This window comes from Bradyrhizobium sp. 33ap4, assembly GCF_032654765.1.
Taxonomy (GTDB): Bacteria; Pseudomonadota; Alphaproteobacteria; order Rhizobiales; family Xanthobacteraceae; genus Bradyrhizobium; species Bradyrhizobium australafricanum.
This window is the reverse complement of the sequence record NZ_JAUMTJ010000013.1, coordinates 123,587-137,072: the sequence shown is the minus strand read 5'-3', so window position 1 is coordinate 137,072 and position 13,486 is coordinate 123,587. Positions and strand designations below refer to the sequence as shown.

14 protein-coding genes are annotated in these 13,486 nt (G+C 64.7%); 5 read left to right on the top strand and 9 right to left on the bottom strand.

The window, feature by feature from the left end; genetic code table 11:
• Positions 1-125: 125 nt before the first annotated feature.
• The 6 genes from Q2M23_RS12535 to Q2M23_RS12510 form a co-directional block, all read right to left on the bottom strand.
• Positions 126-374: a DUF2158 domain-containing protein gene (locus Q2M23_RS12535; RefSeq protein WP_244558905.1), complete on the bottom strand. Its 249-nt coding sequence runs from the start codon at positions 372-374 to the stop codon at positions 126-128.
• A 141-nt stretch (positions 375-515) separates the two neighbouring features.
• Complete coding sequence (locus Q2M23_RS12530; RefSeq protein ID WP_076830275.1) at positions 516-1,256, bottom strand: HAD family hydrolase; 741 nt, start codon at positions 1,254-1,256, stop codon at positions 516-518.
• Positions 1,247-2,143: an oxygen-dependent coproporphyrinogen oxidase gene (gene hemF, locus Q2M23_RS12525; RefSeq protein ID WP_200844447.1), complete on the bottom strand. Its 897-nt coding sequence runs from the start codon at positions 2,141-2,143 to the stop codon at positions 1,247-1,249. The genes Q2M23_RS12530 and hemF overlap by 10 nt, the downstream gene beginning before the upstream one ends.
• Positions 2,144-2,145: 2 nt before the next feature.
• Entirely contained in the window at positions 2,146-2,511 is a 366-nt protein-coding gene (locus Q2M23_RS12520; protein WP_076830472.1) for a 6-pyruvoyl trahydropterin synthase family protein, read from the bottom strand.
• Between the two features lie 27 nt (positions 2,512-2,538).
• A complete protein-coding gene (gene queE, locus Q2M23_RS12515; RefSeq protein ID WP_076830475.1) occupies positions 2,539-3,171 on the bottom strand; it encodes a 7-carboxy-7-deazaguanine synthase in 633 nt (210 codons plus the stop codon).
• 10 nt (positions 3,172-3,181) lie between these two features.
• Positions 3,182-3,652, bottom strand: a complete 471-nt coding sequence (locus Q2M23_RS12510) for a tRNA (cytidine(34)-2'-O)-methyltransferase (RefSeq protein WP_076830277.1) — start codon at positions 3,650-3,652, stop codon at positions 3,182-3,184.
• A gap of 277 nt (positions 3,653-3,929) precedes the next feature.
• Between Q2M23_RS12510 and petA the strand changes: the two genes are divergently transcribed.
• The 3 genes from petA to Q2M23_RS12495 all read left to right on the top strand — a co-directional run bounded on the left by petA (position 3,930) and on the right by Q2M23_RS12495 (position 7,464).
• Entirely contained in the window at positions 3,930-4,460 is a 531-nt protein-coding gene (petA, locus tag Q2M23_RS12505) for a ubiquinol-cytochrome c reductase iron-sulfur subunit (protein ID WP_016839713.1), read from the top strand.
• A gap of 72 nt (positions 4,461-4,532) precedes the next feature.
• Positions 4,533-6,605, top strand: coding sequence for a cytochrome c1 (locus Q2M23_RS12500; protein WP_316395766.1), 2,073 nt, complete (start codon positions 4,533-4,535; stop codon positions 6,603-6,605).
• 184 nt (positions 6,606-6,789) lie between these two features.
• Positions 6,790-7,464, top strand: a complete 675-nt coding sequence (locus tag Q2M23_RS12495; RefSeq protein ID WP_253589310.1) for a dienelactone hydrolase family protein — start codon at positions 6,790-6,792, stop codon at positions 7,462-7,464.
• Between the two features lie 167 nt (positions 7,465-7,631).
• Here Q2M23_RS12495 and Q2M23_RS12490 read toward each other — a convergent pair whose 3' ends face one another.
• Positions 7,632-8,630, bottom strand: a complete 999-nt coding sequence (locus Q2M23_RS12490; RefSeq protein ID WP_316395765.1) for a VOC family protein — start codon at positions 8,628-8,630, stop codon at positions 7,632-7,634.
• A 355-nt stretch (positions 8,631-8,985) separates the two neighbouring features.
• On the opposite strand from Q2M23_RS12490, the gene Q2M23_RS12485 reads away from it, so the two are divergent.
• The gene (locus Q2M23_RS12485) at positions 8,986-11,151 is read left to right on the top strand and encodes an anthranilate synthase component I (RefSeq protein ID WP_316395764.1); all 2,166 of its coding nucleotides are present in this window, start codon (positions 8,986-8,988) and stop codon (positions 11,149-11,151) included.
• Positions 11,152-11,266: 115 nt separating this feature from the next.
• Positions 11,267-11,806, top strand: coding sequence for an adenine phosphoribosyltransferase (locus Q2M23_RS12480; RefSeq protein ID WP_018273383.1), 540 nt, complete (start codon positions 11,267-11,269; stop codon positions 11,804-11,806).
• Positions 11,807-11,963: 157 nt separating this feature from the next.
• Here Q2M23_RS12480 and Q2M23_RS12475 read toward each other — a convergent pair whose 3' ends face one another.
• Together Q2M23_RS12475 and Q2M23_RS12470 are read right to left on the bottom strand one after the other, a co-directional pair.
• Entirely contained in the window at positions 11,964-12,632 is a 669-nt protein-coding gene (locus Q2M23_RS12475) for a hypothetical protein (protein ID WP_057016987.1), read from the bottom strand.
• Between the two features lie 60 nt (positions 12,633-12,692).
• Positions 12,693-13,436, bottom strand: a complete 744-nt coding sequence (locus Q2M23_RS12470) for a hypothetical protein (protein WP_016839706.1) — start codon at positions 13,434-13,436, stop codon at positions 12,693-12,695.
• Positions 13,437-13,486: the final 50 nt, after the last annotated feature.

Sequence of the window (13,486 nt, the reverse complement as noted above, 5' to 3'; positions counted from 1 at the left end):
GCCGACGTCTCGATGCCGCCGTGGTCAGCGGCGGCACGGTGACGATTGGCTGAACGACGATCGGTCGAACGTCGCATGGAGGCGATGCTGCCGGCATCTGCCAGTCAGCATCGCGCCAACTGATCTCACGCCGCCTTGCGCTTCTTCTTGCGGTCGCCGTCGTCGTCTTCGTCCTCGTCGTCCTCTTCTTCCGCGTCGTCCTCGTCTTCGTCGTCTTCCTCTTCATCGTCCTCCGGATCGAGCTCGGTCGATTCGAGTGCGACAAGCGGCAAGGTTTCGCGAAACAGGTCGCCGTCCGTACCCATCCACAGGCACTCGACCTTGTCCTCGTCGATTTCGACGACCGTGACCGGATGGCCGCCGGACTTCAGCATGACAACATCGCCTGGTTTCAGTTCCATGATTTTCCCTCCGCGCTGGATGACGCGGGCGGCAGGCTAGCGACCGGTGATGACAGCCAAATCACGGCCGGCGCCAGCTTCAATGGAATTGACGTGGAAAACGGCCGCGATGCGCTATTTGCGCGCGGCAGGAACCAGTTCGCTCAGCGAGCGGATGATGCGGTCGGGCTTGATGGTCGATCCCGGCGGCAGCCCGACACCGTGCACGTCCATCCAGATCGCATAGATGCCAAGCCGCTGTGGCGCCACGACTTCCCACTCGAGATTGTCGCCGATCATCCAGGTGTCGGATGCGGTGACGCCGAGCGCTTCCATCGCGTGCAGGTAGGCGCGCTCCTCCGGCTTGCCGAAGCCGTGCTCGCCCTCGATCTGGATGTGATCGAAGCGATGGCCGAGCGCGAAGCGTTCGACCTTGGCGCGCTGCATGTCGGCGGCGCCGTTGGTGACCAGCGCGAGCTTGATGCCGAGCGCCTTCAACGCATCGATCGCTTCATGCGCGCCGGGGAAGACGAACATCTCTTCCTCGCGATAGGCGGTGAAGCGATCGGCGATGCGGTCCGCAAGATCGTCCGGCAGCGCGCGGTGACCGGCTGCCGCGAGCGCCGCGAAGCCGCCCTTCACGGTGAGCCGCCGAGCCTCGCCGAGCTTGATCCGCCAGATCGGCTCGGCGGTCGACCAGAATTGCCGTGCATAGGCCAAGAGCGCGGTCGCGACCTGATCCGGGGGGAGGGGCGCCAGTTCCGCGGCGAACTCCGTGGTGATCGTGGTCCAGGCGATCTCGGGGCGTCCATAGGCCGACAGGATGGTGTCATCCATGTCGATCAACATCGCGCGCGGCAGGTTCATCATGGCCATTTCACCTCCGGCGGCAGCGACGACAGGATCGAATCCACATTGCCGCCGGTCTTCAGGCCGAAGATGGTGCCGCGGTCATAGAGCAGGTTGAACTCGACATAGCGGCCGCGGCGGACCAGCTGCTCGTCGCGATCCTCCGCGCTCCAGGCGGCCGCGAAATTGCGCCGCACCAGGTCGGGATAGATCTTCAGGAAGCTGCGCCCGACGTCCTGGGTGAAGGCGAGATCGGCCTCCCAGTCGCCGCTGTCGTGCCAGTCGTAGAAGATGCCGCCGATGCCGCGGGCCTCCTTGCGGTGCGGCAGGTAGAAATAGTCGTCGCACCATTTCTTGTACTTGTCGTAGTCGGCGACGCCGTTCGGTCCGCTGCACGCCTCCTTCATCGCGGCGTGGAAGGCGACCGTGTCGGGGTCCTCCTGGGTGCGCCGGCGGTTCAGCACCGGCGTCAGGTCGGCGCCGCCGCCGAACCACGCCTTCGTGGTGACGACGAAGCGGGTGTTCATGTGCACGGCGGGCACGTTCGGATTGCGCAAATGCGCGATCAGCGAAATGCCCGACGCCCAAAAGCGTGGATCGTCGGCGGCACCTGGAATCTGCGCGCGGAATTCGGGGGCGAACTCGCCGTGCACGGTCGAGCAGTGCACGCCGACTTTCTCGAACAGCCGGCCCTTCATGATCGACATCACGCCGCCGCCGCCCGGCTTGCCGGTGTGGTCGGTGCGGTCCCAGGGGGTCCGCGCGAACCGGCCGGCGGCGCCGGGATAAAGCGTGGACGGGGCGTCGTCCTCGAGCTTCTCGAAGGCGGCGCAGATGTCGTTGCGTAGCGCCTCGAACCAGCCGCGCGCACGCGCCTTGCGGTCCTCGATGATGGCGGGATCTGTTGGCAGCATGACTAACCTTGCGGGCCGAAATAGGTGCAGCTTTCGTTGCAGCTGTCGCGATGGACGCTGACGCGGGTCAGCTTGCCTGCGTGTTGCAAGCGCTCCCAGATGAAGCGCGACAGATTCTCCAGCGTCGGCACGCCGATCGCCTCAATCTTGTTCAGGAACTTATGGTCGAGCGTCTTCTGCACCTCGGCCATGGCGCGTTCGAGGAGGCCGAGATCGACCACCATACCGGTCGCGGGGTCGGGCGTGCCGCGGACGGTAACTTCGGCTCGAAAGGAGTGGCCGTGAATCTCCTCGCTGGCGGCGCCAAAGGTCGTTCCGGACAGCGCATGCGCAGCCTCGAACCGAAACGCTTTCGTCAATTCCCACATCTCGTTCAACAACCCGATTCTGTTAGTTCATCTAATGCCGAGCGACTTGTGCGTCTGCACGCTAAGGCGCCATTGCGGGTGCTTCAGGCAATAGGCGATCGCCCGCTCGGTATTCTCGATCACGTCGGGGCCGTCCATCGGCTGCAGCGAGAAGCGCTCGAAGGCGAGGCCGGCGAAATCCTCCGGTGCGTTCTCCATTTGCGGATAGACCAGTTTGAGCTCGTGCCCCTTGCGGATCACGAGCTCGGCCGCGGCCTTGGGACTGACGCAGATCCAGTCGAGCCCGTCGGGCGGGACGATGGTGCCGTTGGTCTCGATCGCGATCGCAAAGCCGTGGCCGTGCAGGGCATCGATCAAGGCCGCGTCGACCTGCAGCAGCGGCTCACCGCCGGTCAGGACCACGTAGCGGTCGGCCTCGCCTCCCGTCCACTGCGCGGCAATGGTGCCGGCCAGCTCTTCGGCGGTCGCATAGCGGCCGCCCAGCGTGCCGTCGGTGCCGACGAAATCGGTGTCGCAGAACTTGCAGACCGCGCCGGCGCGGTCCTGCTCGCGGCCGCTCCAGAGGTTGCAGCCGGCGAAGCGGCAGAACACGGAGGCGCGGCCCGCATGGGCGCCTTCGCCCTGCAGGGTGAGAAAGATCTCCTTGACCGCGTAGCTCACCAAAAATCCCTTAAGTTGCCGAACCGGCAATTCCTGTACCGGTTTGCCGCAGCGCCTCGCCGACGGCCATGGCCGCTGTGACGGCCACATTGAGCGAACGCATGGTCGGCCGGATCGGAATCACCAGCCGCGCATCCGCAGCGGCCACCACCGCGTCGGTCACCCCTGCCGTCTCGCGCCCGAACAGCAGGACATCGGAGGCCGTATACGCGAAATCAAGATAGGATTTCGCCGCCTTGGTCGTGAACAGCACCAGCCGGCATCCGGTCTCGGCCCGCCATTCCTCGAATTTCGACCATGAGTCGTGACGCTTCAACCGCACATGGTCGAGATAGTCCATACCCGCCCGGCGGAAATTCCGGTCCGAGGTGTCGAATCCCGCCGGTTCGATGATATGGGCTGCCACGTCCAGGCAAGCGCAGAGGCGCAGAATCGTCCCTGTATTCTGGGGGATGTCGGGCTGGAACAGCGCGATCTGCATGGTGCGGGCGGCCTGTGAAATCCGGATGAAATTGTCTCAATAAAACATCGCTCGGCGCGGATTTCGTGCATTGCACGTGTGCGAGCCGATAGCGGGCTTGCGCTCGTCCGGCAAGGGTGCCAATAGAACGATTCTGGACTGCTGTTCCGCCATTTGGGGTGGGGAATAGCGGTTTTCTGCCGCCGCGGGGGCCGCGGGCGCCGGCAGCCTTTCTTGGGGCGCGTCCTGCGTCTCCAGGGCGGTTCCACCGGCTGCAGAAAAGAAAGGGCTAGGAATCGTGACGACAGCGTCTTCGGCGGACCATCCGACACGCCGTGATTTTCTCTTTGTTGCAACCGGAGCTGCCGCCGCGGTCGGCGCAGCCGCCACCGTCTGGCCGCTGGTTGCGCAGATGAACCCGGATGCCGCGACGATCGCGGCCGGCGCGCCGATCGAGGTCGATCTGACGCCGATCGCCGAGGGCCAGGACATCAAGGTCTTCTGGCGCGGCAAGCCGATCTACATCAGCCATCGCACCAAGAAGCAGATCCAGGAGGCCCAGAGCGTGGCGCTCTCGAGCCTGCCCGATCCGCAGCCCGACTCGGCCCGCGTCAAGGCCGGCCACGACCAGTGGCTGGTTGTGATCGGCATCTGCACCCATCTCGGCTGCATCCCGATCGCCCATGAAGGCAATTACGACGGCTTCTTCTGCCCCTGCCACGGCTCGCAGTACGACTCCTCCGGTCGTATCCGCCAGGGGCCGGCGCCCGCCAACCTGGCGGTGCCGCCTTACGCCTTCCTTTCCGACACCAAAATCCAGATCGGCTAAGTCCCGGCCCCTCCGGGATTTCAGCTTCCACTTGGACCCATCGCGTCGTTTTTCTTCTTCAGGATCGCATCAATGAGCGGACCATCTGATTTCCAACCGAGCAACCCCGCCTTGAAGTGGATCGAACGGCGCCTTCCGATCTTCGGCCTGATCCACTCCTCGTTCGTGGCCTATCCGACGCCGCGCAACCTGAACTACTGGTGGACCTTCGGCGCCATCCTTTCGATGATGCTGGCGCTGCAGATCCTGACCGGCGTGATCCTGGCGATGCACTACACGCCGCACGCCGACCTCGCCTTCAAGTCGGTCGAACTGATCGTCCGCGACGTCAATTACGGCTGGCTGCTGCGCAACATGCATGCCTGCGGCGCGTCGATGTTCTTCTTCGCCGTCTACATCCATATGTTCCGCGGCCTCTATTACGGGTCGTACAAGGAGCCGCGCGAGGTGCTGTGGATCCTCGGCGTCATCATCTACCTCCTGATGATGGCGACGGGCTTCATGGGCTACGTGCTGCCGTGGGGCCAGATGAGCTTCTGGGGCGCCACCGTCATCACCAATCTGTTCTCGGCCGTGCCCTATTTCGGCGAGAGCATCGTGACCCTGCTGTGGGGCGGCTATTCGGTCGGCAACCCGACGCTGAACCGCTTCTTCTCGCTGCACTATCTGCTCCCGTTCGTGATCGCCGGCGTGGTCGTGCTGCACGTCTGGGCGCTGCACGTCGCGGGTCAGAACAACCCGGCCGGCGTCGAGGCCAAGACCGAGAAGGACACCGTTGCGTTCACGCCGTATGCGACGATCAAGGACATGTTCGGCGTGTCCTGCTTCCTGATCTTCTTCGCCTGGTTCATCTTCTACATGCCGAACTATCTCGGCGACGCCGACAACTACATCCCGGCGAACCCGGGCGTGACGCCGGCGCACATCGTGCCTGAATGGTACTACCTGCCGTTCTACGCGATCCTGCGTTCGATCCCGAACAAGCTCGCCGGCGTCGTGGCGATGTTCTCGGCGATCATCATCCTGTGCTTCCTGCCCTGGCTCGACAGCGCACGGACCCGTTCGTCGAAGTATCGCCCGCTGGCCAAGCAGTTCTTCTGGATCTTCGTGGTGGTCTGCATCCTGCTCGGTTACCTCGGCTCGCAGCCGCCGGAAGGCATCTATGTGATCGCCGGCCGCATCCTGACGGTCTGCTACTTCGCCTACTTCCTGATTGTGCTGCCGCTGCTCGCCCGCATCGAGACGCCGCGTCCGGTGCCGAACTCGATCGCCGACGACGTGCTGGCGAAGAGCAAGGGCAGGGCCGCGACCGCGGCCTCTGTGATGCTCGCGATGGTCGTGGCCGGCAGCCTGCTCGTCGGCGGCACCCAGAACGCCAAGGCCGAGGAGGGTGGCAACGCGCCGCCGGCCCAGAAGTGGTCGTTCTCCGGTCCTTTCGGCACCTATGACCGTGGCTCGCTGCAGCGCGGCTTGAAGGTCTACAAGGAAGTCTGTGCCGCCTGTCACGGCCTGTCCTATGTCGCGTTCCGCAACCTCGCCGATCCCGGCGGTCCCGGCTATTCGCCGGCGCAGGCGGCGGCCTTCGCGTCCGAGTACAAGATCAAGGACGGTCCGAACGACCAGGGCGAGATGTTCGAGCGTCCGGGCCGCCCGGCGGATTACTTCCCGTCGCCGTTCCCGAACGAGCAGGCCGCGCGCGCGGCCAATGGCGGCGCGGCGCCGCCCGACCTCTCGCTGATCACCAAGGCGCGGTCCTACAAGCGCGGCTTCCCGCAGTTCGCGATCGACTTCTTCACCCAGTACCAGGAGCAGGGACCCGACTACGTCGACGCCATCCTGCAGGGCTTCGAGGACAAGGCTCCGGCGGGCGTCACGATCCCGGAGGGCTCGTACTACAACAAGTACTTCCCCGGCAACGCCATCAAGATGCCGAAGCCGCTGTCCGATGGTCAGGTGACCTTCGACGACGGTTCGCCGGCGACGGTCAAGCAGTACGCGCATGACGTCACCACGTTCCTGATGTGGGCGGCCGAGCCGCACATGGAGGAGCGCAAGCGGATCGGCATGCAGGTGTTCTTCTTCCTGGTCGTCTTCGCCTTCCTGATGTACTTCACCAAGCGCAAGGTCTGGGCCAACGCCCACTGATCTCGGGTACGGTATAGCGAGTTTGAGAAAGCCCCCTTCGGGGGCTTTTTTGTTTGCAATCTCTCCGTCATTCCGGGGTGACGGGGTAGCATCGAACCCGGAATGACGGTGTCGTCAATTGCGTCGGCCGCCGAGTGCGGACAAGATGCCGGCCAATCAGCCGGCAAACATTGCGGAGGAACTCATGGGTACCAGCATCAGCTTCAAGCGTCCGGACGGCAAGGATGCGTCGGGCTATCTCGCCAATGCGGCACGCGGCAACGCACCCGGCGTCGTCGTGATCCAGGAATGGTGGGGCCTGTCGGACCAGATCAAGGGCCTGTGCGACCGCTTCGCGGTGGCAGGCTTCGATGCGCTGGCGCCCGATCTCTACAAGGGCAAGGTGGTGCCGTATCACGACACCGATGCCGCGGGCAAAGAGATGAACTCGCTCGACTTCATGGACGCCACCACGCAGACGGTGCGCGGCGCCGCGCAGTATCTCGCGAAGAACGGCGCCAAGGTCGGCCTGACCGGCTTCTGTCTCGGCGGCGCGGTGACCATCATCGGCTCGGTGCATGTGCCGGAACTAACTGCGGGCGTCGTGTTCTACGGCATTCCGCCGGAGCAGGCCGCCAAGCCCGCCGACGTCAGGATTCCGCTGCAGGCGCATTTCGCCAACAAGGACGATTGGTGCACGCCGGAGCTCGTCAGCAATTTCGAGAAGGCGATGAAGGCCGCCGGCAAATCGCTCGAGCTGTTCCGCTATGACGCCGAGCACGCCTTCCTCAACGAGCAGCGCCAGTCGGTGCACGACCGCGAGGCCGCCGAACTCGCCTGGGGCCGCGCCACGGACTTCTTCAAGAAGCACCTGGGGTAAGGCGATTGCCAAAACCACCGGCGTCGTCCCGGCGAAGGCCGGGACCCATACGCCGTGGCTTTTGCAATGGGCACGCTGGCAGTCATCTCGCCAAATAACTAGGCCCTGTGGTTATGGGTCCCTGCTCCCATGCGCAATTGCGCACTAGGCAGGGACGACGGCGAGATCTAACTCTCCGCCTTCACCCCGTCCCACCACGGGCAGGTCCCCGACATCAGCCTGAAATTGCCTTCCATCACCTGCACCGGTGCGCGCTTGCCCTCGGCGGCGGCGCGCATCCGCATCTCGCGCGCGACGGCGCGGTCCTCCGGCGACAGCCAGACCCGCTCGTGGCCCCACAGGCTCGGGCCGTCATGCATCTCGAACGGTGTCCAGTTCGCCGGATCGATCTCGCGGCCGCCCCAGCCGCACTCGACCATGAAGGCGGACGGCGACCTCGCGTAGAACGACGTCATCAGGTCGTTGGTGTGACGGCCGAGCGTGACGTTGACGCGATCTTCCTGCTGGGCGACGTCGTAGGCTTGGCCGACATCGTCGAGCGAGAACAGCTCGACCATCAGATGATGCAGGCCGTTCGTGCCGGTCTCGATCAGCGCCAGCGAGTGATGGCGGGCATTGACATGGAAGAAATAGGCGCGGAACGGTTTTTCGATGTAGTCGCTTAAGCCGAAACCGAGCACGTCGACATAGAAGCTCATCACCGGGGCGATGTGCTCGACGGTCAGCACCGCGTGGCCGAGGCCGAGCGGCCCGGTGCGGAAGCCGGAGATCGAGCGCCCCGGCCTGAACGGCGTGTCGTCGATCTCGGCGCCATGAAACGCCTCGAGGCGGTTGCCGCCGGGATCCCGAAACGAGATCAGGCCGCGCACCCGCCTGCTATCTGCGAGCGCCAGCGGCTCTGATGTCACCGCGACGCCGGCGCGCTCCAGCCGTGCCGCCAGCGCATCGAGGGCCGCACTGTCAGCCACCTCCCAGCCGAAGAACCGGGTGCCTTCGCCCTGAGCGCGGTCGATCACGATGCGCTGCTTGCGGTCGTCCATCCGGAACGCGAGCAGCGAATTGCCGCGTTCGACCGCCTGCAGCCCGACGAGGCCAGTGCCGAACCGCCGCCAGTCGTCGAGCGCGTCGGAGCCGAAGCCGGCATATCCGAGACCCAAAATCGCCATCTGCGCCTCCGCCATCTGTCTGTTTTTTGGGCGGCCGACCAGCCGCCATTTCAGCAAATCCTACGCGGATTCCTGCCCCTTCAAACCCGAAAATGCCGCCCGAAAGGGCGTCCAGGATTGGGCAGGGGTGCCGGGCCATCTCTTGACACGGCCCGCGCCGGGTGGTGAGTAACGGGCATGAGCACCGTTGCCAGTCCATCCCGTCGTTGGTGGCCCACCTTCTCATAGGTGGCCGGTGCGTTTTCTTTTTTCACAAACGTCGAAGGTCGCCATCGCAGTGCGACCGATGGTTAGTTTATTTGCCCTTCGTTTGTCCTGTGTGGCGCTCTCTCGGCAAGTCTCGTAAGAGGATCACATGAACAGGACAGTCTTCTCCCTGCCGGCTCGAAGCGAATATCTGACCAATGGCGGCCTTGCGGTCGCGCGTGTGGTCGAGCAATTCACCGGCGGCGCCAACCGTCTCGACGATTTGATCGCGCTGCTGGACCGCCGCCGCGGCGTGGTGCTGTCCTCGGGCACGACGGTACCGGGCCGCTACGAGAGCTTTGACCTCGGCTTTGCCGATCCGCCGCTGGTGCTGGAGACGTCGGGCACCAACTTCTCGTTACAGGCGCTGAACCCGCGCGGCGAGGTCCTGATCGCCTTCCTCGGCGACGTGCTGCGCGAGCCCTGCGTCGTGATCTCGGAGCGGACCCCAACGCGGCTCGCCGGCCATATCATCCGCGGCGCCGCGCCGGTCGAGGAAGACCAGCGCACGCGTCGCGCCAGCGTGATGTCATTGGTGCGCGACATGGTGGCGGCGTTCACCTCCAATGCCGATCCGCTGCTCGGCCTGTTCGGCGCCTTCGCCTACGACCTCGTGTTCCAGATCGAGGACCTCGCGCAGAAGCGCGCCCGCGAGGCCGACCAGCGCGACATCGTGCTCTACGTGCCGGACCGTCTCTTGGCCTATGACCGCGCCACCGGCCGCGGCGTGGCGCTCAGTTACGAGTTCGCGTGGAAGGGCAAATCCACCGCCGGCCTGCCGCAGGAGACCGCTCCGAGCCTCTACGCCAGGAACGGCCGGCAAGGCTTTGCCGATCACGCGCCCGGCGAATATCAGGCGACTGTCGAGGTCGCGCGCGCGGCGTTTGCCCGCGGCGACCTGTTCGAGGCGGTGCCCGGGCAGCTGGTCGCCGAGCCCTGCGAGCGCTCGCCGGCTGAAGTGTTCCAGCGGCTCTGCCGCATCAATCCGTCACCCTATGGTGCGCTGATGAATCTCGGCGACGGTGAATTCCTGGTCTCCGCGTCGCCGGAGATGTTCGTGCGCTCCGACGGCCGCCGGGTCGAGACCTGCCCGATCTCGGGCACCATCGCGCGCGGCTCGGACTCGATCGGCGATGCCGAGCAGATCCGCAAGCTCCTGAACTCGGAGAAGGACGAGTTCGAGCTCAACATGTGCACCGACGTCGATCGCAACGACAAGGCGCGCATCTGCGTGCCCGGCACCATCAAGGTGCTGGCGCGGCGTCAGATCGAGACCTACTCAAAGCTGTTCCACACCGTCGATCACGTCGAGGGCATGCTGCGGCCGGGCTTCGATTCGCTCGACGCCTTCCTGACCCATGCCTGGGCCGTGACGGTGACCGGCGCGCCGAAACTGTGGGCGATGCAGTTCGTCGAGGACCACGAGCGGTCGCCGCGGCGCTGGTATGCCGGCGCGATCGGCTGCGTCAATTTCGACGGCAGCATCAACACCGGGCTCACCATCCGCACCATCCGCATGAAGGACGGTCTCGCCGAGGTGCGCGTCGGCGCGACCTGCCTGTTCGACTCCGATCCCGCCGCCGAGGATCGCGAGTGCCAAGTCAAGGCCGCGGCGCTGTTCCAGGCGCTGCGCGGCGATCCGCCGAAGCCGCTGTCGGATTTCGCGCCCGACGCCACCGGCTCCGGCAAGAACGTGCTCTTGATCGATCACGACGACAGCTTCGTGCACATGCTGGCCGATTACTTCCGCCAGGTCGGTGCCAACGTCACCGTGGTCAGGCACGTCCATGCCCAGGACATGCTCAAGAAGAAGGGCTGGGACCTCCTGGTGCTGTCGCCCGGGCCGGGTCGGCCGGAGGATTTCGGCATCGCGAAAACCATCGATACCGCGCTCGAGAAGCAGCTGCCGATCTTCGGCGTCTGCCTCGGCGTGCAGGCGATCGGCGAATATTTCGGCGGCCAGCTCGGCCAGCTCGGTCAGCCCGCGCATGGCCGTCCGTCGCGCGTCCAGGTGCGCGGTGGCCGGCTGATGCGGAACCTGCCCAATGAGATCGTGATCGGCCGCTACCACTCGCTGTTTGTCGAGCGCGACAGCGTGCCCGAGGTGCTGGCGGTGACCGCGACCACCGAAGACGGCGTCGCGATGGTGATCGAGCACAAGACCCTGCCGGTCGGCGGCGTGCAATTCCACCCGGAATCGCTGATGTCGCTCGGCAACGAGGTCGGCCTGCGCATTGTCGAGAATGCATTCCGGCTTAATGTGAGTAGCAAGTGAAGGCTAAGTTTAACCATCGTCATTCCGGGATGGTGCGTTAGCACCAGACCCGGAATGACGAGATTCCAGGTTCGATGCTTCGCATCGCCCCGGAATGACCCTCAGAGCGAGACCAATGACCTTCGACCACGACATCAAGGCGACCGTTCGCACCATCCCGGACTACCCGAAGAAGGGCATCCTATTTCGCGACATCACGACGCTGCTGGCGGATGCCCGCGCCTTCCGCCGGGCCGTCGATGAGCTGGTGCATCCCTGGGCGGGGGCGAAGGTCGACAAGGTCGCCGGCATCGAGGCCCGCGGCTTCATCCTCGGTGGCGCGGTGGCGCATCAGCTCTCCGCCGGCTTCGTGCCGATCCGCAAGAAGGGCAAGCTGCCGCACACCACGGTGCGGATTGCCTACTCACTTGAATACGGCATCGACGAGATGGAGATGCATGCCGACGCCGTGCAGCCCGGCGAGCGCGTGATCCTGGTCGACGATCTGATCGCGACCGGCGGCACCGCGGAGGGCGCGGTGAAGCTGCTGCGCCAGATCGGCGCCAATGTGGTCGCCGCCTGCTTCATCGTCGACCTGCCCGACCTCGGCGGCGCGGCCAAGCTGCGCGCGATGGACGTTCCGGTGCGCACGCTGATGGCGTTCGAGGGGCATTGATCTCTTAGCCTCGCCCCGCGTGCGGGGAGAGGCCGGATCGCATCGAAGATGCGATCCGGGTGAGGGGACTCTCCGCGCACTCCAATCTCGGTCGAATTTGCGGAACCAGCCCCTCACCCTGACCCTCTCCCCGCAAGAGCGGGGCGAGGGAGCAGAGTCATCCCCGCTGCAGCAGCATGCTCAATTCGAGATCGCGGAACGTCGTGTAATTCCGCCGGATCCATTGATGCAGCTCGGTCGATGAATCCTTTTCCTGGCGCAGATAGCCGGTGAAGGAGAAGTTCAGCCGGTCGATATAGGTCTTCAGGAACACAGGCAGCGCGCGGAAGCGCAACACCCGGCTGGCGGTCATGACCGGCGGCAGCTCGCCGCGCACCACGAATTCGTTGTCGATGACGATCAGCGCGTTCGGCGGGATCGTGCCGAGCAGCGTCTGGTAGCCACGCACCGAGGCGCGGTCGGTATCGGCGACGTACAGGATGACCGGCGCGACGCGACGGCGCAGCGCCTCCTTCATCAGCCCGATCTCGTCGCACATTTTGAAGAATTCGTCGAAGGCGTGGTAGCCGAGGTCGATCACTTTGCCGATGCCATCATTGACGATGACGCGGTCCATCAGCTGCATCTTGCCGTAGGTGTCGATCACGTCCGCGGTTTCGGTGATCCGCGGCAGGTAGTCGAGCAGCGACGGCTCCTTCAGATTGATGTCGTAGCAGACCACGTCGCCGTTCTTGAGCAGCAGGAATTCGCCGAGCAGCCGCGCGATCAGCGTCTTGCCGACCTGCGGGCGGGGCGAGCAGATGATGTAAACGGGCGTGGACGACATCGCCCGCTATATCAGGCCAAATTTTCGCCTAATCCAGCCCCATCAAGGTCGAAGGTCCGACTATTTTTCGCCTTTGGCCGACTTGGCGCCGACCAGGTCGGTCAGCTTGATCCGGTCGTACTCGCTCCAGACATTGGCGAGCCAGTGCCGGACATAGCCGCGCAGCACGAAGGAGTAGTTGGCGGCGTCGTCGTTGATGCCCTTGTTGGCGACGAATTTCAGGAACGGAACCGAGGAGACCTCGACCTGCTCATAGGCCATTTCGTTGAGCTTCGGGATGGTCAGGTCCACGGCATCCTTGATGCGGTGGAAGTAGGAATTGTAGGTCGCCTGGTCCCACTGGAAGAACTGGGTGTCGTTGATGAAGTTCTTCACCAGGAAATATTTCGCGCCGCTCATGAAGTTGGCGGTTTCGGCGATCTCGTCCAGCGAAGCGATCGACGGGCCGAGGATATGGAACACGGCGAAGGTGATCTGGCCGGAACGCGCCGCGTCGAGGAAGCCGATATCGCGCAGCGAGGCCAGCGCGGGCGACAACAGGCCGGCGCGGACGTCGATCACGGTAACCGAGGGCCCCGAGTTCAGCGTGTCGAAGATCTTCATCTGGTCCGCGGTCGTCGTCATGTCGACGATCTCGGTGATGTCAGGATGGAAGCGCTTCAGCGTGCCGCGCGGCGATTCAGTGTCGAACGCCCGGGTCTGCACGTTATTGGCACTGAAATAGTCTAGGAGCGTCCGCGAGACGGTGGTCTTGCCGACCCCGCCCTTGTCGGCGCCCACCACGATCACAACCGGCTTTGCCATGGAAGTCCCTTAAAGCGCGCTCCCGATCGCGATGGCGATCGGCAAGTCCC

Excerpts from the sequence above, each read along its gene's own strand:
- Q2M23_RS12500 (WP_316395766.1), top strand. The coding sequence starts at position 4,533 with ATGAGCGGACCATCTGATTTCCAACCGAGCAACCCCGCCTTGAAGTGG.
- Q2M23_RS12480 (WP_018273383.1), top strand. The coding sequence starts at position 11,267 with ATGACCTTCGACCACGACATCAAGGCGACCGTTCGCACCATCCCGGAC.
- Q2M23_RS12535 (WP_244558905.1), bottom strand. The coding sequence starts at position 374 with ATGCTGAAGTCCGGCGGCCATCCGGTCACGGTCGTCGAAATCGACGAG.
- Q2M23_RS12490 (WP_316395765.1), bottom strand. The coding sequence starts at position 8,630 with ATGGCGATTTTGGGTCTCGGATATGCCGGCTTCGGCTCCGACGCGCTC.
- hemF (WP_200844447.1), bottom strand. The coding sequence starts at position 2,143 with ATGCTGCCAACAGATCCCGCCATCATCGAGGACCGCAAGGCGCGTGCG.
- Q2M23_RS12520 (WP_076830472.1), bottom strand. The coding sequence starts at position 2,511 with ATGTGGGAATTGACGAAAGCGTTTCGGTTCGAGGCTGCGCATGCGCTG.
- Q2M23_RS12510 (WP_076830277.1), bottom strand. The coding sequence starts at position 3,652 with ATGCAGATCGCGCTGTTCCAGCCCGACATCCCCCAGAATACAGGGACG.
- Q2M23_RS12475 (WP_057016987.1), bottom strand. The coding sequence starts at position 12,632 with ATGTCGTCCACGCCCGTTTACATCATCTGCTCGCCCCGCCCGCAGGTC.
- Q2M23_RS12495 (WP_253589310.1), top strand. The coding sequence starts at position 6,790 with ATGGGTACCAGCATCAGCTTCAAGCGTCCGGACGGCAAGGATGCGTCG.
- Q2M23_RS12530 (WP_076830275.1), bottom strand. The coding sequence starts at position 1,256 with ATGGCCATGATGAACCTGCCGCGCGCGATGTTGATCGACATGGATGAC.
- Q2M23_RS12485 (WP_316395764.1), top strand. The coding sequence starts at position 8,986 with ATGAACAGGACAGTCTTCTCCCTGCCGGCTCGAAGCGAATATCTGACC.
- Q2M23_RS12470 (WP_016839706.1), bottom strand. The coding sequence starts at position 13,436 with ATGGCAAAGCCGGTTGTGATCGTGGTGGGCGCCGACAAGGGCGGGGTC.